A 21,971-nucleotide genomic window follows, 5' to 3' on the forward strand; every position below is an offset into this window, starting at 1 on the left:
AAACTTCCGTCGCTGCATCTGCCACCTCCGGCTTCATGAAACACCCAATCGCGGTGTCCTCGAAACCGGCAGCAGGCCAGTCGGCTCCACCCCGACTTCGGCGGCACGCCGCGCCTGCCGTCGTCGATGCGGTTTCGCGCCCGTGCCGTTCGTTTCGTTCATCATCTCGGCTATTTTCTGCCAATCGGCTGAAACGACGGACGTTTTGCTATCTATCCCACTCGGTCAGTCCGTGGCCGGCGTCTCAGCACTGGGCGCAACGAACGGCGTGTCGAGCATCAGTACCGCTCCACCGTCCCCGCACACATCCGCCCGTCTTCGAAGTGAACGATGCGGTCGAAAAGGTCGGTCGAGCGCGGATCATGGGTGATCACCACCACGGCCGCCCCATGGGCAGCGGCGATACGGCGGAAGATGTCCATCACCTGACGGCCGCGTACGCGGTCCAGCGCCGCCGTGGGCTCGTCGGCGAGGATGAGCGGTGGTGCATTGGCGAGGGCGCGCGCCACCGCCACGCGCTGCTGCTCGCCGCCGGAGAGCTTCGCCGGCAGGCTGTCGGCGCGGTGCGCGAGATCAAGTGCGGCGAGCAGCCGGCGGGCATGGGCGCGGGCGTCGGGCGGGCTCACATCGGCGATCTCGAGGCCGAGCGCGACATTCTCCACCGCGGACAGGAAGGGGATCAGATTCGCCTTCTGGAACACGAAGCCGATGCGTTTGCGGCGTATCTCGCGCAGCGCGTCGAGGTCGGCGCCGGCATGGGAGACCCTCTCGCCCGCCAGCCAGACCTCGCCGGAGGTCGGATTCTCCAGAAGCCCGGCCAGCATAAGGAAGGTGCTCTTGCCCGAGCCGCTTGGCCCGAAGATGCCGATCAGCTCGCCGGCGGCAACCTCGAGCGACACGCCGTCGAGCGCGCGTACCAGCCCGGCACCGGTGGCGTAGTGGCGCGTGAGCGCGCGCACCGAGAGCACGGGCGCGCCGCTCACGACAGCACCTCCCGCGCGCTGACCCGTGACGCGCGCGCGATCCCCACCCACGCCGCCGCGGCGCAGACCAGGGCGAGGGCAAGCGCGATCTGCGCGAGATCGGACGGGATCGTCACCACCCGGCGCGGGAAGAGCGGAAAGATCAGCCAGGATAGCGCTATGGCGAGGACATAGCCGGCGGCGCCGATGTACGCGGCCTGCTGGCCGATGAGGCCGACCACCACGCGTTCGCGGGCACCCATCAGCTTGAGTAGCGCGATCTCGTGCAGCTTCTCGAGGGTCATGGTATAGACGATCAGCGACACCACGATGGCAGTGATCACGAGGATCATCCCGGTGAATGCAAGGATCTGCAGGCGCAGCTTCCAGAGCCTTGCATTCAGCATCAGATCACGCTGTTCGCCCGTCGTCATGACCCGCACGTCGCCCCAGCGCTGCATGGCGGCAATCACCTGCGCGGCCTCGGCGGTGGGGTCGAGCCGGACCAGCACTGCGGCGATCTTGCTTTCCTGCGCTACCGAACTCGCATCGGCGGAGACGGCGGGGGTGCCACTCCTCGCAGCTCGCGCCAGATGGATTTCTTCCGAGGTGCGGCGCCGCGCTATGACGCTCGCATCGTTGATGCCGACGAAGATCAGCCCGTCGCCAGCCGAATCCACCATCTGCCGGGTGAGGCCGACAATGCTGTAGGTGTCGCGCGCGAGTTCTATCCGATCGCCGACCCTGAGGCCGGTGCTGGCGTCCGCCACGGCCTCATAGCGGCTGCCGCCGAGCCAACGGCCTTCGGCGAGCGGCAGCCAGCGCCCGTCGTCGCGCGGCACGTCGACGCCGGTCACGGTGGCGCGGCGCCAGCTGCCGCCAAAGTTGAACTGCTGGCTGAACTGGGCGAAGCGCCGCACGTCTGCGACGCCCGGCACCCCCTCCACCCGCCGATCCATGTCGGCCGCCACCGCCGACCCCTCGGCGAAGGGGCCGGCGCGCTCACCCTGCACGACCCAGAGATCGGCATCGATCCGCTCGATGATCAGCAGCGCATCCTCGACTATGCCACGATAGAGGCCGGTCATGCCGATCACCGCCATGACGAGGAAAGCCACGCCAAACGCGGTGAGCACGAAGCGGGTCGGGGCGTGCAGTGTGTCCTTCAGCGCCAGGTTCATGTGGCTGGACCGACAAGGCGCACCCGCATGAACGGATAGAGATCGCCGGGCTTGAGGATGGTCTGGCCGGCGGCAAGGCCGTGGCGGATCTCGACGCGCTCCATACCGGCCTGGCCCAGCGTCACTTCCTGCCACCGTGCGCGGGCATGCATCGCCACCCATACGCCCGGGCGCCCGTCGCGCCAGACGAGGAATGAGGATGGAACCGTCAGCACGGAGCCGCGCCGCTCGATCAGGATGCGCGCCATGGCCCGCTGGCCGAGCGCCCAATTGGCGGGAAGCGCATCGAGCGAGATGTCGATCTCGAACTCCCTCGTCTCCGCGTCGACCTCGCGCCCGAGCCGTAGGACATGGCCGGAAATCGGTTCCTTGGCACGGGTGAAGGTGACGCGCGCCGCCTGCCCCGGCAGGACGGCGGAGATGGCGCTCTCGTCCAGCCGGGCGGTCAGCACGAGGCTGGCGGGATCGACGAGATGCAGCACTTCGCTGCCGGGGGTCAGCACATCCCCGACATGGTGGGCGCGCGACACCACGACGCCGGCAATCGGCGCGCGCAACACGCTGTCGTCGAGCTGGGCGCGAGCGACGGCGACGCGTGCCATCGCGGCCTCGTGCTCGGCCTCGGCCTGCTCCACGCCGCGGCCGGCATGCGCGAGGTCGGCCTCGGCCTGGCGGCGGGCGGCGAGCGCGTCTTCCAGCCCGGCCTCGCTGGCGACACCTTTGGCGAGCAGCGCGACCTGCCTTTCATGGGTCGCGCGCGCCTTGTCCAGCGTCGCGACGGCGCGGTCGCGTTCGGCCTGCGCGGCGCTCACCGCGTGCTGGGCGGCGCGGGCGCTCGCCTCGGCCGTGTGGAGTTCGCCGCCGAGATCGTCGAAAGCGAGGCGGGCGAGCGTCTGGCCCTTGTCGACCACGTCATTGCGGTCGACAGCGAGTTCCTCGACGCGCGCCTGGATGCGGCTGCCGACACTCGCCTCGGTCAGGGCCGACAGCGTGCCGGGCCCCTGAATCTCCACGTCCAGCATGCCCGGCCGGAGGACCTCACCCTCCACCGCACGGGGAAGCGCGTAACGCAGGCCGATGAACCCGATCGCCAGAATCGCTGCCGCACCGGCAGCGATTCTGAGCCCGCGGCGGCGCGGCGGGCGCGGAGCCGGGGCCTCAAGCGACAGGAACGAGTTGAGGCCGGGCTGGACGTTCATGAGAGGGACATCCGGGGGGAGGGCGGCCGGGCAAGCCCGGTCACTGGGCGGGCGCAGCCTGAGCGGGCGTGACCTTGGCAGCGACCAGCGCATCCTTGCAGGGTTGGGAGATCTTGTCGGGATTGGCCTTGATGCATTGGAGGATGCGCCCGCCGCCCGGCTGCACGCCGGGGCAGGTGGAACGGATATCGGCCTCGCAGGCGGCCCGGATGGCCTGCATCTGCGCGCGCGAGAGGTTCTGCGCCGAGGCGCCTCCGGCGAAGGCGCCGCCGAGCAGGGTGGCAAGAGCCAGCACAAGGCCGGCGCGGAAGAGCAAGGCACGATCCATGATAGCGTCTCCTTTACGGGGAACGGGCAGGCCCATGGAGCCCGCCCGGCCAGGGGGCGGTCGGACGCGGCGGGCTCCATGGTGGCAGGCTCGCGCCTGCCGCGCCGCCGGGAACGGGTGGAGGTGTGCCCGACGAGGCATGGGTAGGATCGCCGTCATGTTTTGCGGCGGTGTCTCGGCGCAGGGGCTTTTTATTGCAGTTTGTATCGGCACCGACGGTGCGGCTTGCGCGGCTCCGTCACGCCTGTCATGCCATCGCCATGACAGCCGCGAGAGTGCTTCTGGTCGAGGACGACCGCGACATCCGCAGCCTGCTCGTCGATTTTCTCGGCGGCGAGGGCTACGACGTCGAGGCGGTCGCCAGCGGTGCCCTGATGGACCGCACTTTGATGCGCGGCATGCCGGATCTCGTCATCCTCGACATCATGCTGCCCGGCGAGGACGGACTGTCGATCTGCCGGCGTCTCAGGACCAGAAGCCGGGTGCCGATCCTCATGCTCACCGCCAAGCGTGACGACATCGACCGCATTGTCGGGCTGGAGATCGGCGCCGACGATTATCTCGGCAAGCCGTTCAACCCGCGCGAATTGCTCGCGCGCATCCGCGCCCTGCTGCGCCGTGCGTCGGGTCCCCTGTCCGCCGGCATGCCGGAGCGACGGCGCCGGCGTTTCGCGGGGCTCATCGCCGATCTCGACGCACGCACGGTGGCGGACGAGAGCGGGCAGCGTGTGCTTCTCACCACGGCCGAGTTCGACCTGCTGACCTGTTTCCTCGAACGGCCCGGTCGCGTGCTGTCGCGCGACCAGCTGCTCGACTGGACACGCGGGCGCGCCGGCGGCGATCCGTTCGACCGCACCATCGACGTCACCGTGTCGCGGCTGCGCAGCAAGCTGGCCCGCGGCCTCGGCGAGGCCGAGCAACCGATCACCACCGTGCGCAATGTCGGCTACCTGTTCTCGGCCGACGTGCACGAGGTCTGAGGTGGATTGCCATGCGTCTCGGCCTGCTCGCCCGCATCATCCTCATCGTCGCGGTGGCGCTTTTCGCCATCCAGTTGCTGGCGTTGTTCGTGTATTTCGGCGCCGGCGAGGGGCGCCGGGCGCTTGGTGAGGCCTCGCTTTCTCTGTCGCGGCAGGTTGCGTCCCTGGTCATGCTGGTCGACGAGGTGCCCGCCGGACTTCGGCCGACCGTGCTCGAAGCCTTCAGCGAGAACGGCCGCACCGCCGCTATTATTCCTGGCCTGCCCGCCGGTCTGAGCGGCACCAACGGGCTGATCCGAATCGAGCGGTCGATCGGGGCGGCGCTGGCGCTGCGTGGCGTGCACGGGCGTCAGGTTTTGGCGCGGCTCGACGGACGCAGCGAGAGCGGCGATACGCTCAGCGTCTATGTCGAACTCGCCGCAGGCGGCTATCTCTGGCTCGACGTCAAAGACCACGTCACCGTCCGGCTGCTCGGGGTGCCCATCGGCTTCTTCGCCGGCCTGTTCGGCGTCGTCGTCGCCTTTGTCGCTCTGATGGCGGTCGCGCGCGAGATGCGGCCCATCACCCGTCTCGCCCAAGAGGTCGATCGGGTGGGCGGAGGCATCGGTCCCGTCGCGATACCCGAACACGGCGCGCCGGAGCTGCGCACGCTTATCCGCGCCGTGAACGCCATGCAGAAACGCATCGCCGCGCTGGTGCGCAACCGCACCCTGACGCTCGGCGCGATCTCGCATGACCTGCGCACCTATCTCACCCGCCTGCGCCTGCGCGTCGAGATGATGCCCGAGAGCCGCCATCGGGCCGGCGCCATCGCCGATGTCGAGGCCATGCAGGCGCTGGTCGAGGACACGCTGGACTTCGCGCAGGATTCCTTCATCCCGGTGGAGCCCGCCGGAACCGACCTTGCCGCCGCGCTGCGCCGCTGCGCGGCCGAGCAGGGCGATGCGGACATCTCGCTGGACCTGCCGGACGGCCCGGTTCGGGTCGCCATGGGCGACAAGGCACTCGGGCGCGTCATCGCCAACCTCGTCGGCAATGCTCTGCACTATGGAAAGCATGTCTTCGCCACCATTGAGACGGACGGGACGCAGGCGGTTCTGGTGATCGAGGACGAAGGCCCCGGCATCCCCGTTGAGGAGCGCGAGCGCGTCTTCGAGCCGTTCCACCGGCTGGAGGCGTCACGCAACCGCGACAGTGGCGGGACCGGTCTCGGGCTGACCATCGTCCGTCGGCTGGTCGAGCGGCACGGCGGGAGTATCAAGCTGGACACCAGCCCGCGCGGGGGGCTTGCCGTCAGGGTCCGGCTGCCGCGGGCGGAACGCGCGGGCTGATACAAATCGACATGCCGCGGTTCGAGCGGCGATACCTTGGCCGCTCACCCTTGCCGCCTCATCACCGGCAAAGGACTCGACGCCATGAGAATGACCTTCCCCTTCACCCTGTCCGCGCGGCTCGCCGGCGGAGCCGCCGTCCTCGCCCTCGTCACGGCGGGCGTCGTTGCGACGCGCGCGTTGGCTCAGGACCCTGCCAGATTACTGGCGGCTCCCGCCGAGGCGGCCGGGTCCTGGGCATGCGAGGAGCCCTTCGCAGCCGAGCCGGGGCCGGCCTTCGATCCGGCGGCAGCGCGGCTCATCGCCAGCTTGCTCCTCTCGGCACAGGAGACCGCGCTCGGCATCCGGACCGACCAGATGGATGCCTGGCGCGGCTACACCACGGCGCTGATCGCCCTCCTGCCCTCGGGCGACCGGCTCGCCCGCTGGACGGACGAGACGAAGCGGGCCGAGGCGCAGGCCTTCGATCTCGCGCAGGACATTGCCGGCGCCGCCATAGAACGGGGAGAGAAGGCCCGTGCGCTGCAGGACGCGGTCTCCAACCTCAAGGCGGTACTGACGCCTGAGCAGATGGGCATGGCCCGGCAGATGCAGAAGAGGCTGGTCGAGCGGATCGTCCGCTACGTGGACTGGCGGGCCGGCGAGGGGGCTGGCATGCCGCTGTGACGATCTCGAGCCGGAAAGAAAGGGGCCGGGAGCGCAGCAGGCTCCCGGCCTTCTTTATCGAGTGACGCCCGATCACCAGCGTTGGAAGCTGCGCGAACCGGTGTGCACACCGCCCCCGGGGCCGGCGACCGCGCGATTGGTCGTGCAGCCCTGCCCGGCGGCGCAGTTGCGCGTGCGCGCCGCCACGCCGCCATTCGGACCGGCGGTGACCCGGGTCGAGGTGCACGCCCCGCCGGTGCAGACGCGCGTCTGTTCCGTCGCGCCGCCGTAAACGCCGGTGGCGCCGCGGGCGCCGACGCAGGCGCCACCCGCACAGGTGACCGAGCGACTGGCCGACGTCACCCGCGGCGCGACATAGGGCGGATAGCCCGCCCAGCGCCCATACCAGGGATAGGCGACATAGTAGCGGTCCCAATAGGCGCGGTTGAACGACACGACGGTGATGCCAACCGCTGGCGCCAGAGGCGCGGTCAGCACGACCGGCGCTCCGCGATAGACGACCTGGATGTAATTTGCCGCCACCCAGCCGCGATAAGGCCCGAAACCGATGTCGCACCAGCTATAGCCGGCAACGCAGCCGAAGGTGGTGATGGCGGCGCCCGCCGGCACCACGGTGACGGCGGGATAGACCGTCGACGGGCCGGCGCGCAGATTGACATTGGTGACGGCGACAGAAGTGGTCGCGGCGCTGGCCGCCGATACGGTAGCGACGGTGAGCGCGGCAGCGAAGAGAAGCGTTCTGAGCATGGCGGAACCCCGATGCGCGCCGCCCGGAGGCGGGCGTCTGTTTGTCCGCCGACCTTGATAGGCGCCTGACCTCGCCCGCGTGTCTCGCCTCTGTTTCAGTTTGTGACAGCGAAAGTGGCGCGAGCGGTGTGGCCGTACCCCTAGGTAGGCTCTGAAGTCCAGCATTTGCAGATGAACTCGTAGGGCGTGAGGCCCCTGAGGGTCTTCAGGCGCCGGCCGAAATTGTAGGCGGCGACGAAGTCGGCAAGATGTGTCTCGAACTGGCGATGGTCGTCATAGTGGAAGCGCTTGACGGTCGCCTCCTTGATCGTTCGGTTCATTTGCTCGACCTGGCCATTGGTCCAGGGGTGCTTCACCTTGGTCAGGCGGTGCTCGATGCCGTTCTCGCGGCAACGCATGTCGAACATGTGGGTCATGTAGCGAGCCGTTGGTCCGTCGACATAGCGCGGCGGGAAGGTGAACTGGATGCCGTTGTCCGTCAGAACGGTGTGGATCCGGTACGGCACCGCCTCGATCAGGGCCATGAGGAAGGCCGAGGCCGAGGTCCGGCCTGTCTTCCTGACGACCTGCACGAAGGCGAATTTGCTCGTGCGATCAATGGCGACATAGAGGTACAGCTTGCCCTCGGCCGTCTGCACCTCGGCGATATCGATATGGAAGAAGCCAATCGGATAGGACTTGAACCGCCTCTTCGGCTCCTTGTCGCCCTCCACCTCCGGCAGCCGGCTGATACCATGGCGCTGAAGGCAACGATGCAGGGATGACCGTGTCAGGCGCGGGATCGTCGCCTGCAAGGCATAGAGGCAGTCATCGAGCGGCAGCAGCGTATGCCGGCGGAAGGCGATGATGACGGCCTCTTCCTCAACCGACAGAACCGTCGATGTGGGCTCCCTCGGGCCAGTCGGCAGATCGGCAACCGAGGTCCGCCTCTTCCACTTGGCGACGGTCTTCTGATTGATGCCGTAACGCTTGGCCAGAGCCCTCAGGCTCTCTTGACTATGCTGTATCGCTCGACGGACCGCCTCTGTCGTCGTGGCGCTCCCGTGAAGAACCTGGCCCATAGTGCCTCCTTTCACTCCTGCGAAAAGACCGCACCATCAAAGCCCGGGATCAAACACACGCTGCGCAACCGGCGGCGCACCATCGCCCAGACCGCGCGTGACGTGGCGCTGACGATGGATTTCGCTTTCCTGCTCGATCCCGAGCGCAAGCTGCTTTCCATCGGCTAAAGCGTTCCCGACAATTGTTTCGACCCGAGCTGCTACGATCTGCTGGCCTCTGAGGCCCGGCTCGCCAGCCTGTTCGCCATCGCCAAGGGCGATGCGCCGACACGGCACTGGTTCCGGCTCGGGCGCACCGCGACGCCGCCCGGCAGCGGTTCCGCGCTGGTGTCCTGGACAGGCTCGACGTTCGAGTATCTGATGCCCTCGCTGGTGATGCGCGCGCCGACCGGCAGCCTGCTGGAACAGACCAACCGATTGGTGGTGGCGCGCCAGCGGAGCTATGCGCGTGGGCTCGGCGTGCCCAGGCGCGGGCGAATTTCGACCGGCTCGCCGACATGGGGGCCAACGGACGCTACGGCTTCTACGAGGCACTGGACTTCACGCCAGCCCGCCGGCCGGACGATGCCAGCGTCGCCATCGTCCGTAACTTCATGGCCCATCGCCAGGGCATGACGATCGTCGCCCTCGCCAATGTGCTGCACGGTGGAAAGATGCCCGCGCTTCCACCGCGAGCCGATCATCCAGGCCAGTGAATTGCTGTTGCAGGAGCGCATGCTGATGCGACGCGCGACGTGCGAGGCGCGCACATCTTTCTGCGCGACAGCCAGAGCGGCGATTTATGGTCAGGCGGCGCCCAGCCCTTCGGCGTTGCCGCCGAGCATGATGAGGTGGTGCTCTCCGAGGACCGCGCCGAGTTCATCTACCGCAGCCCTTCGCTCATCACCACCATGATCTGCTGGTCTCCGGCGAGGATGATGGCGAGGTGCGGCGCGTCTCTCTGACCAATAGCGGGCGGAAGGCGCGCGAGATCGAACTCACCTCCTATGCCGAGCTGGTTCCGGCGACGGCCGCGACCGACAATGCGCATCCGGCCTTTGCCAAGATGTTCGTCGAGACGGAGCACCGCCCGGAATTCGGCGCGCTGATCGCCACCCGTCGGCTGCACTCGCCGCACGAGGCCGAAATCTGGGCCGCGCATTTCGCCGTCATCGAGGGTGAGATGCTCGATCCGCCGCAGTATGAGACCGAGCGTGCCTGCTTTCTCCGCCGCAACCGCGAGCCGGGCGAGGCGGCGGTCATCCGCGAGGGGGCGCCGCTGTCCAACACGGTCGGCACCGTGCTCGACCCGGTCTTCGCGCTGCGCCACCGCGTGAAGGCGCCCGCCGGCCGCACCGCGCGCGTAGCGTTCTGGACGCTGGTCGCCTCCTCGCGCGAGGAACTGCCCAACCTCGTCGACAAGCCTTATGACCGCAACGCGTTCGAGCGGGCGGAGACGCTGGCGTGGACACAGGCGCAGGTGCAACGCCGCCATCTCGACGTAACGGCCGAGGAGGCCGCCGACTTCCAGCGACTGGCCGCGGCGGGCGATGAGCCGGTTCTGGACGAGCAAGTGGCGTTCCTCGAGGGACCGCCACTTGCAGGTCGGGGAGCACGACGCCTTCTTCCAGCCGATGCAAGCGCATGAGAGCGCCTCGCTGTTCGAGCACTGCGCGCGCGGGTTCGATCAATGCGTGGCACTCACCGGTGCCAACGGCCTGCCGCTGATGGGCACCGGCGACCGGAACGACGGCATGAACCGGGTCGGGGAGGGCGGCAAGGGGGAGAGCGTCTGGCTCGGCTGGCTGTTCATCCGCACGGTCGCGATGTTCGCCCCGCTCGCCGAGGCCCGCGATCCCGTCCGCATCGCGCGCTGGCGCGCGCACGCAACCTCCGTGCGCGCGGCGATCGAGCGCGCGGCGTGGGACGGCGAATGGTACCGCCGCGCCACCTATGATGACGGCTCGTGGCTCGGCACCAGCGGCAGTGACGAGTGCCGCATCGATTCCGTCGCCCAATCATGGGCGGTGCTGTCGGGCGCGGCCGAGGCGAGCCGCGCCACGCAGGCCATGGCCTCGCTGGAGCGGCATCTGGTGCGCCGCGAGGAGGGCATCGCGCTGCTGTTCACGCCGCCCTTCAGGAACACATCGCGCGACCCCGGCTACATCAAGGGTTACCCACCGGGCTTGCGTGAGAATGGCGGGCAGTACAGCCATGCCGCCATGTGGGCGATCCTCGCCTTCGCCAGGCTCGGCGACCGCGCGAAGGCGCACGACCTGTTCGCGCTCCTCAACCCCGTAAACCACGGCACCTCACCGTGTCAGGTCGCCACCTACAAGGTCGAGCCCTATGTGCTGGCAGCGGACGTCACCTCCGTCGCACCCCATGCCGGGCGCGGCGGCTGGAGCTGGTACACCGGCTCGGCCGCCTGGATGTACCGCGCCGGCATCGAGGGCATTCTCGGCATCAGGAAGAAAGGCGCGTACCTCATCGTATCGCCGTGCATTCCCGAGGATCGGCCGGGATTCGAGGCGCGGGTGACGATTGCAGGCACGCCCTACGACATTGTGGTCGGGCCAGAGGAGGACGACCATACGGACGTTGCCGCGCGGCTGGACGGCACGGCGCATCGCTTGGTCGTCGGCGGTCCCGGGACCTGATGTTGGTGACAGAACCGAAGCCGCCGGCCCGGGCACGTCATCGGTGCGTGCGGCCCCTCCCAGCGGCGGAGGAAGATCACCACGCGTCATAGCGCTGTGCCTGCCCTTACGCTCGGTCCACGTCGATAATCGCCTTGGCGAACGCCTCCGGCGCCTCCTGCGGCAGATTGTGCCCGATGCCTCCGGTGATGAGCCGGAACGCGTATTTGCCGGTGAATTTCTTCGCGTAGACGGCCGGATCGGGATGCGGCGCGCCATTGGCGTCGCCTTCCATCGTGATGGTGGGAACGCCGATGGTCGGCAGCGTCGCCAGCTTCCGTTCCAGCGCGTCATACTTCGCCTCACCGCGCACGAGACCGAGCCGCCAGCGGTAATTGTCGATGCTGATGGCGACATGATCGGGATTGTCGAAGGCGGCGGCGGAACGCTGGAAGGTGGCGTCGTCGAAGGCCCATTTCGGCGAGGCCAGTTCCCAGATCAGCCGCGCGAAGTCATGGGTGTACTGGCGATAGCCCTTCAGGCCCCGCTCGGTGGCGAAATAATACTGATACCACCAGGCGAGTTCCGCCTTGGGCGGCAGCGGGTTTCGGTTCGCTTCCTGGCTGCCGATCAGATAGCCGCTGACCGACACCATGCCCTTGCAGCGCTCGGGCCACAGCGCCGCCAGGATGTTGACGGTGCGCGCGCCCCAGTCGAAACCGCCGAGTAGGGCCTTGTCGATCTTGAGCGCGTCCAGGAAGGCGATGGCGTCGACGGCGAGCGCGGCCTGCTGGCCATTGCGCGGCGTGCTCTCCGCGAGAAAGTGCGTGCCGCCATAGCCGCGAAGATAGGGAATGAGCACGCGATAGCCGGCTGCCGCAAGAATAGGGGCGACATCGACATAGGCGTGAATGTCATAGGGCCAGCCATGCAGCAGAAGTACCGGAGGCCCGTCGGCCGGCCCCTCTTCGGCGTAGGCGACCTTCAGTTCGCCGGCATCGATATGCTTGAGGGCGGAGAAGGTGGTGTGAGCGCCGCGTGCGGAGGCGGCCCGTGGCGGCGAGCTTGGCTCGCCCGCGCTCGATTGGGCCGCCGCCACGGGGATGGCACCGAAGGGGAGAGCCGCCAATCCCAGCGCGGTGATGCCGAGGAGGCCGCGCCGCTGCCGGTCGATGTCGTTGGTCATATCGGAGTCTCCAGCGTGTTGAGGTGCGGCGATAAATGAGGCCACGGCGTATCCGGCCTGTGTGGGACGGGGCCGGATTTGAAAGCTCATGTAGACTTTCGTCGGAGACACACATTCCGATACAAATCGCAGGGTGAATGTCTCGAATGCACGGGCGCGCCGTCGGACCGGTCGATCCGGTATGCCTTCTCCACCACGATGCAACGCGAGGAACACCGCCGTGACTATCGATCCGGCGTGACAAGACCGGGGGTCGGCCAAGCGACCCTCCGCCTGCCCCTGAACTCTGCCCCTGAACTCTGTCAGTCGTGATGGATGAGGATCGCCGCGAACGGCGACAGGTCGCGTGGGTTGGAATCCCAGGCGCAGGGCAGGATGGCAAGCGCGACGATCGCGGCCGTGATGACGAAGACGCGCATAAGATTCTCCTTGGCCTGTCGGTGTATTCAGGCCCGGCGTTGCGCTCATGCCGGCATGAAGACCGATCTGTCTGCGACGGTAGCGACGCGCCCTCAGCCGAAAGTGAAGGCATAGGCGTTCGCGCCGGGCGCCAGGAATCGGATCTCGAAGCGGCGCCCGCGCACGGCGCCGGACTGGCGCACGAGCTGATAGAGCCGCGTGTCCGATATCACCCCATAGCCGTCGGCATCGGTGTCCGCCCCGTGGTCGGCGCCCGGCGGGTCCCCATCCAGGGTCACTCTGAATCGGACCGGCCGACCGTCGTCGGGAGCGGGTCCAAGGACCAGATGCAGGTCGCGCGCCTCGAAGCGATACGCGAGGGCCGCATCGGGGGCCTCGGCTCGCGCGTGGTCGGAGGCGGTGGTCCAGGTGCCGGACAGCCCCCATGTGTTCAGCGCCAGATCGCCGATCGTGTAGTCGCGCCGCTGGTCTGTGCCGAGACCTTGCGGGGATGTGAAGCCGGTCGCCTGCGCGTAGCCGAGATAGGTTTCGCCCGATCGAAGGGCGGCGAGATCCGGCGCGGCCTCGGCAGCGGAGGCGTGCGGCGTCACGTCTTCCTCATGTGCCGGGCGGCCGCCCGCCGCCTCGGCCAGCAGTTCGCGGATCGCCTGCTCGGAGCGCTCATAGCTGCCCTCGCCGAACTGGTGGTGGCGAATGCGGCCTTCCGCGTCGACGAAATAGAGGGCGGGCCAGTAATTGTTGCGGAAGGCACGCCAGATGCGAAAATCATTGTCGACCGCCACCGGATAGGTGATGCCGAAACGGTCCACCGCTGCCTTCACATTGTCCAGCTTCTTCTCGAAGGCGAACTCCGGGGAATGCACACCGATGATGACGAGGCCCTGCTCCCTGTACTTTTCGGCCCAGGCGCGCAGATAAGGCAGGGTTCGGATGCAGTTGATGCAGGAATAGGTCCAGAAGTCCACCAGTACGACCTTGCCGCGTAGCGACGACGCGGAAAGCGGCGCGGAGTTTAGCCACGTCGTTGCACCGTCGAGCGCGGGCAGCGTGCCTTCAACCGGCAGAATGCTGCGATAGCCTGGCGCCGTCGCGTCCTCGCTTGCCAGGCGCCCTTCCTGGCCACCGGGAGGGGAGGCACCCAAACGCTGCAACAGCGACTGCTCGATGCCGGCGGTGCTGGCGTAGGAGAGCCGTGCCAGAGCCCCGGTATCGAATCCGAATGCGATCGCAACCACGCCGGCGAGCACGGCGACGCCGAGCGCTTGTCTTACCCGCTCGCCAATGCCGAGCGAGCGCTTCATGAGGGCGAGCACGCGCCCGCCCGCCAGAACGGCAAGCGCCAGCGACGTGGCGGCACCGGTGGCATAGGCGGCGAGCAGAAGGGTGGTCTGGCCGTTGGCGCCGTTCAACGCGGCCCCGGTCAGCACCAGGCCCAACACCGGGCCGGCGCACGGCGCCCACAGCAGGCCGGTCGCGACGCCGAGGAGCAGAGAACCGCCGATATTCACCTCGCCGGTCTCGCGGTCAGGCGAAAGGCGCATGCCAAGCGCCACGAAAGGCGCGGCCACCGTGGTCGCCACCACGGGGGAAAGCAGCGACAGACCGAGCACCGCCAGCACCACGACGGCAAGGGCGCGGCCGATCTCATTGGCCGTCACGACCCAGCTTCCGCCCACAGCGGCCAGCGTGGCAACCAGCGCGAAGGTGAGCGCCATGCCCGCCAGCATCGGCAGGATTCCGCGCAGGAAGGAGGTCCCGGCGCGGGAGAAGACGAAGGGCAGAACGGGGAGAATGCAGGGGCTGAGGATGGTCAGCACCCCGGCGAGATAGGAGATGGCGAACAGCAGCATGTCGGGCCTCGTCGGGTTCAGCGGGCTGGGGGGCGCGCGGCTGAACCTGCCGCGCAGCACGCGGCAGGTGAGGTTCGGGATATTCGCGGGGCAGCGGGAAGGCGCCGGGCTATTTCGCGGGTGCCGTCGCGGCCTCGGCGATCACCTCAGCGACGGCTTCGGGGCGCGAGAGATAGACGGCGTGGCTCGATTCCACCTCGCGGACCCGGCTTCCCGCCCGCTTCGCCATTTCCCGCTCGAGATCGGGATTGATCGAGCGGTCCTGCGTGGCGACGATGGCCCAGCTCGGCTTTGCCTTCCACGCCGGCTCGCCGACAGCGGTGGTGAACGCGCCCTTGGCGGTGAAGACCTGCGAGCGGGCGAGGAAATCCGCCTCCGCCTTCGGAAGGTCGGCGGCGAAGGCGGCCGGAAAGACCTTGGGATCGAGATAGAGGTAGCCGTCCGGCGTCGCCTTGATCGCCTGCGGGTCGGCACCCGGCACCGGCTTGCTGGCACCGAGCGCGGCGAGGGTCTCGCCCCGGTCCGGCTGAAACGCCGCGACATAGACCAGCGCGGCGACCTTGTCGTCCCGGCCGGCCTCGGTAATCACCATGCCGCCATAGCTGTGGCCGACCAGCACGGCCGGGCCATCCTGCAATGCCAGCACGCGACGGGTGGCCGCGACATCGTCGGCGAGCGAGGTCTCCGGCTCCTGCACGATGGACACGCGGTAGCCTTTGGCGGACAGGATGTCCGACACCTTTCGCCATCCCGAGCCATCGGCGAAGGCGCCGTGGACGATCACGATGTTCTTGATACCTTCGGCGGACGCCGGGAACGGCGCGACGGCCAGCATCAGGCCCAGGCCGATGGCGGCGGAGATCGTGCGGATAAGCATGCTCGAGTTCCTTCATTAGGTTAGCACTCAATGAAGGGGTTCGTATTGCGCTCGTGTACCCGGGAGTTGTCCCGGTCCGCACGATGTTGTTGGCGCATGTATCGTCTTCGTGAGCCGATACATGCCGGTACAAATCTCTCCTGCACCCCGCGCGCACCATGGCTAGAAGGGTGAAAAGATCGAAGCGAGCCGCGATGGACCATATCGACCACATCCTCATCGTCGACGATGATCGGGAGATTCGCGATCTCGTCTCAAGCTATCTCCGGAAGAACGGCCTTCGCGTCACCGTCGCCGCCGACGGCCGGCAGATGCGCGCCTTTCTCGATGCCGACCGGGTCGACCTTATCGTGCTCGACATCATGATGCCGGGGGACGACGGGCTGGTGTTGTGCCGCGAACTGCGCGCGGGCAAGCACAAGGCGGCGCCGGTGCTGATGCTCACCGCCCGCAACGACGAGACCGATCGCATCGTCGGCCTGGAGATGGGCGCCGACGACTATCTCGCCAAGCCATTCGCGGCGCGCGAACTGCTCGCCCGCATCAAGGCGGTGCTGCGCCGCGCCCGCATGCTGCCGCCGAACCTGCAGGTCACCGAGGCCGGGCAGTTGCTGACCTTCGGCGAGTGGCGGCTCGACACCGTGGCGCGTCATCTGCTGGATGGCGAGGACACGGCGGTGGCCTTGAGCGGTGCCGAGTACCGGCTCCTGCGTGTGTTTCTCGACCATCCCCAACGCGTGCTGTCGCGTGACCAGTTGCTGAACCTCACGCAGGGCCGGGAGGCGGAGCTGTTCGAGCGCTCGATCGACCTGCTGGTGAGCCGCGTGCGCCAGCGCCTGCGCGACGATGCGCGCGAGCCGGCCTATATCAAGACCGTGCGCAGCGAGGGCTATGTGCTGGCGATGCCGGTCGAGATCACTCAGGCGCGACAATGAAGGGCGCCGCCCGCCTGCGCGCGCTGCTGCATCTGCCGCGGACACTGCGCTGGCGGCTGTTCCTCATCCTGTTCGCTGGCCTCGCGGCGGCGCATGCGCTCTCTTTCGCCGTGCTGTTCTATGAGCGCACGGCCAGCGCCACGGCGGCGATGCTGACTTCGCTCGAATATGACGTCGCCACCTCCATCGCCCTTCTCGACCGATTGCCCGCCGGTGAACGCGAGGCATGGCTGCCCGTTCTGGCCCGAAAGAACTATCGCTACGAACTCGGTCCCGGTTTGCGCGGTGTGCCGGAACTGAGCCCGCGCGCCACCGAGATAGCCCGGACCATCAATGCGGCGGCCGGCAGCCGTTTCCCGGTGCGCGTCGACAGCCTTCCGGGCGAGGGGCGGGAGCATCTGCAGGCCCATGTGACGCTGGGCGACGGCTCAGTGGTGACGATCGACATATTGCCGCGTCTCATGCCGTTGGCGAACTGGCTGCCCCATGTACTCGCCCTTCAGCTTGTTCTGCTCATCCTCTGCACATGGTTCGCCGTGCGCCTCGCGATCCGGCCGCTGCGGCGTCTCGCCAACGCCGCCGAGACCCTGGATCCGGGTCGCGACGCCGGGCGGCTGGAAGAAGGCGGACCGCATGAAGTGGCCCATGCCGCCCGCGCCTTCAACGCGATGCATGACCGGATCGCGCACTATCTTCAGGAGCGCGTGCAGATCCTCGCCGCCATCTCGCACGATCTCCAGACACCGATCACCCGCATGAAGCTGCGCGCGGAGATGACTGACGAAAGTCCGGAGAAGGACAAGCTCGTCGCCGATCTTTCGGAGATCGAAAGGCTGGTACGTGAAGGCGTCGCCTATGCCCGCAGCGCTCACGGCCATCAGGAAAGGCCGGCCCGCATCGACCTCCGCTCCTTCATCGAGAGCCTCGCCTTCGACTATCAGGACACCGGCAAACCGGTGCACCTCGCCGGCCCGGTCAATTGTGTGGTGACAACCCGGCCGCACGCCCTGCGCCGCATTCTGACCAATCTGGTCGACAATGCGCTGAAATTCGGCGGCGAGGCGCGGATCGAGGTGCGCCGCACCAGCGACGGGATCGCCTCCATCGCCGTGCTTGACGACGGCCCCGGAATCCCCCCGGACAAGATCGACGCGGTGATGCAGCCCTTCTTCCGGCTCGAACATTCGCGCAACCGCGATACCGGCGGCACCGGCCTCGGCCTCGCCATAGCGCAACAGTTGGCGCAGGCGATCGGCGGCACGCTGACCCTCGCCAATCGCCCGGAAGGTGGGCTCGCGGCGACGGTTCGGCTGACGTGAGAGCACGCATTTGCTGCGGACGCCAGCGTCACGCCGCCACCTCGGTTTTCGGCTCAAGGAAGGATTCAAGGCCGAAAATGCCTAACTCGCGACCGATGCCGGACTGCTTGACGCCGCCGAAGGGGGCGAGCAACTCGGGCCGCAGGGTGTTGATGAGCACGGTGCCGGCGTGCAGCCGGTCCGCCACCCTCAGCGCACGCTGGCGCTGGCCGGAAAAGACGTAGGCATAGAGGCCGTAGGCGGAGTCATTGGCAATCTCGATGGCCTCCTCCTCGGTGTCATAGGCGAGGATCGACAGCACCGGGCCGAAGATTTCCTCCCGCGCGATGTCCATGTCGTTGCTCACATCGGCGAAGACGGTGGGCCTGACGAAATAGCCTTTCTCCAGCCCCTCCGGCCGGCCCTCGCCGCCGGCGACGAGCCGGGCGCCTTGTTCCAGCCCCCGGGCGATGTAGCGCTGGATGCGATCATATTGTGCCGGACTGGCGACGGGACCGATGATCGTGGAGGGAGCGCGTGGGTCCCCAACATGCAGGCCGGCGAGCGTCGACCGCACCAGCTCAACCACCTCGCCGAGGCGGTTGCGCGGAACGAGGATGCGGGTTCCCGCGATGCAGGCCTGGCCATTGTTGTTAAAGCCGCCATTCAGCGCCAGCGGCACGGCGGTAGCGAGATCGGCATCGTCGAGGATGATCGACGCCGATTTGCCGGATAGCGACAGGCTTACCCGCTTCATGCCGTCGACGGCCGCGCGGGCGATGATCTTGCCGGTCGCGGTCGACCCGGTGAAGGAAATCCGTGCGATGCGCGGGTTGACGGCCAGTTCATCGCCGACATCCGTACCGCGTCCCGTGACGACATTGACCACGCCGGCCGGCAGGCCGGCAGCGTGCAGTGCCTCCGTGACGGCCTGCGTCTGCAGAGGGCTGAACTCGCTCGGCTTGATGACCGAGGCACAGCCTGCGGCGAGGGCAGAGGCCAGCTTGCTGCAGATCGTTCCGGCGACGCTGTTCCACGGCGCGATGAGCGCGGATACGCCGACGGGCTCCAGGCGCACGCGGGCATCGCCGATGCTCCGGGTAAAGGTGTAGTCCGCCAGGGTCCGGGCCATCGACCCGAAGACCTGCGAGGCATACTGGGTGACGAAGCCGACGCGCGCGGCGGGTGCGCCATATTCGGCGATGGTGGCCTCGGCGATGTCGCCGGCACGGGCGGCCAGCTCAGCCTCAAGGCGGCGCAACATCCCGATGCGCTCGGCCTTGCTGCTGCGCCCGATTTCTGGCTGGGCCCGCCAGGCCGCGTCGATCGCGCGCTGCGCATCCTCCCGGTTGGCCAGGCGGACCTTGGCGATAACGGCCTCGGTCGCCGGATCCACGACGTCGAGCCTTTCGCCCCCCTGGATCGGCACGAAGTCGCCAGCGATATAGGCCGTGTCGATGATACGCATGGGTGCGTCCCTTCATTGGATGGCGAGCTGGCCGGGCACCGTGACCATGGGTAGGTTCTTCAGCCGTGTCGCCGGCTCTCATGAGTCTAGGCCCGCCGTGCCCGCCGCGATGGCTGGAAAGCCCGACGAAATGCACCTGGAGACGATGCGAGCGCCCCTAGGTGCTGCGGTCCTGTTCGCCGAGTTCCAGCCGGCGCTCGATGGCGATATTGGCCAGGAAGTGCTCGTCATGGCTGACGACGAGCAGCGCGCCGTCATAGGCCCGCAGGCCGGCTTCAATGGCTTCGATCGAATCGAGATCGAGGTGGTTGGTCGGCTCGTCGAGGATCAGCAGTTCGGGTGGATGAGGCCCCCCGAGCACGCAGGCAAGCCCGGCGCGCAGCGCCTGCCCGCCGCTCAACGTGCCCACCTGCTGCAGCGCGCTCTCCGCGCGGAACTGGAAGGTGGCAAGGGCGGCGCGACAGGCGTTCTCGCTGGCCCCGGCATTGAGGCGCACGAAATTGTCGCGGATGGTGAGGTCGGGATCGAGCAGGGCGACGTTCTGGTCGAGCATGGCCATGGAGACGCTCAGCTCCACGCTTCCCTTCAGTGAAGAGAGCGTACCGGCTATCAGCTTCAGCAGGGAGGTCTTGCCCGCGCCGTTCGGCCCGACGAGGGCAACCCGCTCCGGGCCGACCATGGAGAAGGAGAGGGACCTGATCAGGGGGCGACCCACCTCGTGGCCTATGGTGACGGAATCGAGCCGCAAGACCTGCCGGCTCGCCGGCAAAAGCGTCGAGGGCAGAACAACACGGAGCGTGTCGCAGATTTCGACCTTGGAGCGCGCCTCGGCGAGTGCGTCGGATGCTTCTGCCAGCCGGCGGTCGGCAAGGCGCGATCCGTCGCCGCGGCTGGCTTCGGCCCGTTCGCGGCGCCCGCCCAGCAGCAGGCGTGGAAGGTCGCCTCGCGCGCCCTTGCGGGCGCCGGCGGCATCGCGGCGGTCCTGGCGTTCCAGGGCCGTCTGCGCCTTGCGGCGCCCCTGCGCAACCAGCTTGTCAGCTTCGGCCAACGCGTGCTGGGCGGCGTCAGCCTCGCTTTGCTTGCGCGCCCGGTAGATGGCCCAGTTGCCGCCATAGCGCGTCGCCCCGAGCGATGAGAGTTCGACGATTGCATCGACATGCGCGAGCAGTTCGCGATCATGGCTCACGACGAGCGCCCCGGACCGCCAGGAGCGGAGAAGCTCCACGACGGCCTGCCTGCCGGCCCGGTCGAGATTATTGGTCGGCTCGTCCAGCAGCAGGAAATCCGGGGCGGCGAAGAGGGCGGCAGCGAGCGCCGCGCGGGTTCGCTCGCCATCCGACAATCGATCCAATCTTGTGTCGGCGGACACCTGAAGTCCCATCCGGGCCAGCGCCTCCCGCACACGCGTCTCGATGAGCCAATCGACCTCGGCGAGTTCGTCCGCTCCCGCCCGGCCGGCTTCCGCCCGCCGCAGCGCAGCCAGCGCGTCGGAGACCCCGAATTGATCGGCGATTGTCTGCCCGACTGGCGGCCGGACCGTCTGCCTGAGAAGGTACACGGTGCCGTCTACGTGCACCGACCCCGCCGCCGGCGTCCGTTCACCCGTGATAAGCTTCAGCAGCGTGGACTTGCCGACCCCGTTGCGGCCGATGAGCCCCGTGCGCTCCTTGCCGAAGACGAGATCGAGACCGGCGAAGAGGGGCTGCCCGCCGGGAGTAAGCCCCGTGAGCCCGGCGAGGCGGATCGATGACACGTTCCGATACCTCTAGATAACGACACGATATCGTGCTGTTATCAGTCCGACACAGAAAACGCAACGGCTCCGTGCCGTTTCAGCCGCGAGGGCAGGATGAAGCAGGATGCAAGGCCAGGGGGGCGACCGAGCCGGCAGGAGGCCGCCGCACTGGATGCGCGGCTGCTCGACGGCGCACGGGCGGCGTTCGGGCGGAAGGGTATCGCGAACACCTCGCTGGAGGAAATCGCGACGAGCCTCGGCATCTCCAAGCACACCCTCTACCGCCGCCATGCGAGCAAGCAGGCTCTGCTGGATGCCGTGGTCGAGCGCGACATGCGGACCTTTCGCGAGGCACTCCTGGCGGCGTCGGTCGACGGCGAGGCCGCGGGTCCGCTGGAGACGCTCCGCCGCGTGGCCTTCCGCTATGTCGAGATCGGCAGCCGTCGGGAATACGCGGCGTTCTATCTGTCCGTCTGTGCGGAGGCCGCCCTGTCCGCCGCGCTGCGGCACCGCCTCGCCCTTTGGTCGGAACGGGCTCTGGAGCCGCTGAGCGAGGCGATCGGCGCGGCGCTGGAGGCTGGGGTGCTGCGTGCAGGCAACCCAGCCGAGATCACCGCCCTGCTCGTCGATTTGCTCGAAGGCGTGAACAACCGTCTCCGCCTGGCACCCGCGGAGGATGACAACGGGGAGACGCTGATGTCGCTGTTCGATCGACGGTGGACCGCCTTCCTCGCCGCGACAGCCAAGGACGACGAGCGCGCGTGATCCAGTCGAGAACCCGCAAGCGCGGACGTCATCATAGCGCTATGGCGTACACATAGTTCTCTTCTTGGTCGCTCGAGGCCCGCCATTGCTCGCGGACCGCTTGCAGTCTGTTGTTGTTCAACAGCTTAGACCGCTTATTCGCTCGCGCCGGCCCGGGTTTGCCGGCGGTCCCAAATGTCTGTGAGGATGGGGCTATGGCAAGCGCGACGACGGACGCGTCCGCGCCCATCGCGTGATCGCACCGCCCATGGCCCCGATGGCGGCTGCGCCGCCGCTGCGCGTTCCACTCCCGCACCGGGACCCGAAGCGCGATCGAAGAGGCCGTCCGTCCGTGTCGTGGCCAAGAATCGGAACGACCGCACGG

General features: G+C 68.0%; 18 protein-coding genes and 1 pseudogene. 8 read left to right on the top strand and 11 right to left on the bottom strand.

Annotation, left to right across the window (positions count from 1 at the left end):
• Nucleotides 1-278: 278 nt before the first annotated feature.
• The 4 genes from KHC23_RS19565 to KHC23_RS19580 are packed head-to-tail and all read right to left on the bottom strand — an operon-like array spanning nt 279 to nt 3,670.
• Nucleotides 279-983, bottom strand: coding sequence for an ABC transporter ATP-binding protein (locus KHC23_RS19565; RefSeq protein ID WP_213374948.1), 705 nt, complete (start codon nt 981-983; stop codon nt 279-281).
• The gene (locus KHC23_RS19570) at nt 980-2,143 is read right to left on the bottom strand and encodes an ABC transporter permease (protein WP_213374950.1); all 1,164 of its coding nucleotides are present in this window, start codon (nt 2,141-2,143) and stop codon (nt 980-982) included. The genes KHC23_RS19565 and KHC23_RS19570 overlap by 4 nt, the downstream gene beginning before the upstream one ends.
• Nucleotides 2,140-3,342, bottom strand: coding sequence for an efflux RND transporter periplasmic adaptor subunit (locus KHC23_RS19575; RefSeq protein WP_213374952.1), 1,203 nt, complete (start codon nt 3,340-3,342; stop codon nt 2,140-2,142). The genes KHC23_RS19570 and KHC23_RS19575 overlap by 4 nt, the downstream gene beginning before the upstream one ends.
• A gap of 40 nt (nt 3,343-3,382) precedes the next feature.
• Nucleotides 3,383-3,670 carry a hypothetical protein gene (locus KHC23_RS19580; protein ID WP_213374954.1) on the bottom strand — a complete coding sequence of 96 codons (288 nt, stop codon included), beginning with the start codon at nt 3,668-3,670 and terminating at the stop codon, nt 3,383-3,385.
• Nucleotides 3,671-3,930: 260 nt separating this feature from the next.
• Between KHC23_RS19580 and KHC23_RS19585 the strand changes: the two genes are divergently transcribed.
• The 3 genes from KHC23_RS19585 to KHC23_RS19595 all read left to right on the top strand — a co-directional run bounded on the left by KHC23_RS19585 (nt 3,931) and on the right by KHC23_RS19595 (nt 6,647).
• The gene (locus KHC23_RS19585) at nt 3,931-4,650 is read left to right on the top strand and encodes a response regulator (protein ID WP_213374956.1); all 720 of its coding nucleotides are present in this window, start codon (nt 3,931-3,933) and stop codon (nt 4,648-4,650) included.
• Between the two features lie 11 nt (nt 4,651-4,661).
• Entirely contained in the window at nt 4,662-5,981 is a 1,320-nt protein-coding gene (locus KHC23_RS19590; RefSeq protein ID WP_213374958.1) for an ATP-binding protein, read from the top strand.
• A gap of 84 nt (nt 5,982-6,065) precedes the next feature.
• The gene (locus KHC23_RS19595) at nt 6,066-6,647 is read left to right on the top strand and encodes a hypothetical protein (RefSeq protein ID WP_213374960.1); all 582 of its coding nucleotides are present in this window, start codon (nt 6,066-6,068) and stop codon (nt 6,645-6,647) included.
• Nucleotides 6,648-6,719: 72 nt separating this feature from the next.
• On the opposite strand, the gene KHC23_RS19600 is transcribed toward KHC23_RS19595, so the two are convergent.
• Nucleotides 6,720-7,394, bottom strand: a complete 675-nt coding sequence (locus tag KHC23_RS19600) for an SH3 domain-containing protein (protein WP_213374962.1) — start codon at nt 7,392-7,394, stop codon at nt 6,720-6,722.
• A 140-nt stretch (nt 7,395-7,534) separates the two neighbouring features.
• The gene (locus tag KHC23_RS19605; RefSeq protein WP_213374964.1) at nt 7,535-8,455 is read right to left on the bottom strand and encodes an IS481 family transposase; all 921 of its coding nucleotides are present in this window, start codon (nt 8,453-8,455) and stop codon (nt 7,535-7,537) included.
• Between KHC23_RS19605 and KHC23_RS24915 the strand changes: the two genes are divergently transcribed.
• Nucleotides 8,438-8,623 (top strand): hypothetical protein, encoded by a 186-nt coding sequence (locus tag KHC23_RS24915; protein WP_417281791.1) that lies wholly within the window; start codon nt 8,438-8,440, stop codon nt 8,621-8,623. The two genes, KHC23_RS19605 and KHC23_RS24915, sit on opposite strands and share 18 nt — an antisense overlap.
• Before the next feature lie 308 nt (nt 8,624-8,931).
• A pseudogene (locus KHC23_RS19610) lies at nt 8,932-11,007 on the top strand (GH36-type glycosyl hydrolase domain-containing protein); the annotation flags it as partial.
• 193 nt (nt 11,008-11,200) lie between these two features.
• Here the strand turns inward: KHC23_RS19610 and KHC23_RS19615 are convergent.
• The 3 genes from KHC23_RS19615 to KHC23_RS19625 all read right to left on the bottom strand — a co-directional run bounded on the left by KHC23_RS19615 (nt 11,201) and on the right by KHC23_RS19625 (nt 15,406).
• Nucleotides 11,201-12,259: an alpha/beta fold hydrolase gene (locus tag KHC23_RS19615; RefSeq protein WP_213374965.1), complete on the bottom strand. Its 1,059-nt coding sequence runs from the start codon at nt 12,257-12,259 to the stop codon at nt 11,201-11,203.
• Nucleotides 12,260-12,771: 512 nt separating this feature from the next.
• Complete coding sequence (locus tag KHC23_RS19620; protein WP_213374967.1) at nt 12,772-14,529, bottom strand: cytochrome c biogenesis protein DipZ; 1,758 nt, start codon at nt 14,527-14,529, stop codon at nt 12,772-12,774.
• A 109-nt stretch (nt 14,530-14,638) separates the two neighbouring features.
• On the bottom strand, nt 14,639-15,406 hold the full coding sequence (locus tag KHC23_RS19625; RefSeq protein ID WP_213374968.1) for an alpha/beta fold hydrolase: 768 nt from the start codon (nt 15,404-15,406) through the stop codon (nt 14,639-14,641).
• Between the two features lie 194 nt (nt 15,407-15,600).
• Here KHC23_RS19625 and KHC23_RS19630 point away from each other — a divergent pair, with 194 nt between their 5' ends.
• On the top strand, nt 15,601-16,341 hold the full coding sequence (locus tag KHC23_RS19630; protein ID WP_213374969.1) for a response regulator: 741 nt from the start codon (nt 15,601-15,603) through the stop codon (nt 16,339-16,341).
• Entirely contained in the window at nt 16,338-17,660 is a 1,323-nt protein-coding gene (locus tag KHC23_RS19635) for a sensor histidine kinase (protein WP_213374971.1), read from the top strand. The genes KHC23_RS19630 and KHC23_RS19635 overlap by 4 nt, the downstream gene beginning before the upstream one ends.
• 28 nt (nt 17,661-17,688) lie before the next feature.
• Here the strand turns inward: KHC23_RS19635 and KHC23_RS19640 are convergent, their stop codons facing one another.
• Both KHC23_RS19640 and KHC23_RS19645 read right to left on the bottom strand, forming a co-directional pair.
• Nucleotides 17,689-19,107 (bottom strand): aldehyde dehydrogenase family protein, encoded by a 1,419-nt coding sequence (locus KHC23_RS19640; protein ID WP_213374973.1) that lies wholly within the window; start codon nt 19,105-19,107, stop codon nt 17,689-17,691.
• Between the two features lie 157 nt (nt 19,108-19,264).
• Nucleotides 19,265-20,860 carry an ABC-F family ATP-binding cassette domain-containing protein gene (locus tag KHC23_RS19645; RefSeq protein ID WP_213374975.1) on the bottom strand — a complete coding sequence of 532 codons (1,596 nt, stop codon included), beginning with the start codon at nt 20,858-20,860 and terminating at the stop codon, nt 19,265-19,267.
• Nucleotides 20,861-20,956: 96 nt separating this feature from the next.
• Between KHC23_RS19645 and KHC23_RS19650 the strand changes: the two genes are divergently transcribed.
• Entirely contained in the window at nt 20,957-21,607 is a 651-nt protein-coding gene (locus KHC23_RS19650) for a TetR/AcrR family transcriptional regulator (RefSeq protein ID WP_213374977.1), read from the top strand.
• The last annotated feature ends 364 nt before the right edge of the window (nt 21,608-21,971 follow it).

The sequence above is a fragment of the Ancylobacter dichloromethanicus genome, assembly GCF_018390645.1.
Lineage (GTDB): Bacteria > Pseudomonadota > Alphaproteobacteria > Rhizobiales > Xanthobacteraceae > Ancylobacter > Ancylobacter dichloromethanicus.

Coding starts and splice junctions, on each gene's coding strand:
- KHC23_RS19570 (WP_213374950.1), bottom strand. CDS start 2,143: ATGAACCTGGCGCTGAAGGACACACTGCACGCCCCGACCCGCTTCGTG.
- KHC23_RS19575 (WP_213374952.1), bottom strand. CDS start 3,342: ATGAACGTCCAGCCCGGCCTCAACTCGTTCCTGTCGCTTGAGGCCCCG.
- KHC23_RS19580 (WP_213374954.1), bottom strand. CDS start 3,670: ATGGATCGTGCCTTGCTCTTCCGCGCCGGCCTTGTGCTGGCTCTTGCC.
- KHC23_RS19585 (WP_213374956.1), top strand. CDS start 3,931: ATGACAGCCGCGAGAGTGCTTCTGGTCGAGGACGACCGCGACATCCGC.
- KHC23_RS19590 (WP_213374958.1), top strand. CDS start 4,662: ATGCGTCTCGGCCTGCTCGCCCGCATCATCCTCATCGTCGCGGTGGCG.
- KHC23_RS19595 (WP_213374960.1), top strand. CDS start 6,066: ATGAGAATGACCTTCCCCTTCACCCTGTCCGCGCGGCTCGCCGGCGGA.
- KHC23_RS19600 (WP_213374962.1), bottom strand. CDS start 7,394: ATGCTCAGAACGCTTCTCTTCGCTGCCGCGCTCACCGTCGCTACCGTA.
- KHC23_RS19605 (WP_213374964.1), bottom strand. CDS start 8,455: ATGGGCCAGGTTCTTCACGGGAGCGCCACGACGACAGAGGCGGTCCGT.
- KHC23_RS19615 (WP_213374965.1), bottom strand. CDS start 12,259: ATGACCAACGACATCGACCGGCAGCGGCGCGGCCTCCTCGGCATCACC.
- KHC23_RS19620 (WP_213374967.1), bottom strand. CDS start 14,529: ATGCTGCTGTTCGCCATCTCCTATCTCGCCGGGGTGCTGACCATCCTC.
- KHC23_RS19625 (WP_213374968.1), bottom strand. CDS start 15,406: ATGCTTATCCGCACGATCTCCGCCGCCATCGGCCTGGGCCTGATGCTG.
- KHC23_RS19630 (WP_213374969.1), top strand. CDS start 15,601: ATGGACCATATCGACCACATCCTCATCGTCGACGATGATCGGGAGATT.
- KHC23_RS19635 (WP_213374971.1), top strand. CDS start 16,338: ATGAAGGGCGCCGCCCGCCTGCGCGCGCTGCTGCATCTGCCGCGGACA.
- KHC23_RS19640 (WP_213374973.1), bottom strand. CDS start 19,107: ATGCGTATCATCGACACGGCCTATATCGCTGGCGACTTCGTGCCGATC.
- KHC23_RS19650 (WP_213374977.1), top strand. CDS start 20,957: ATGAAGCAGGATGCAAGGCCAGGGGGGCGACCGAGCCGGCAGGAGGCC.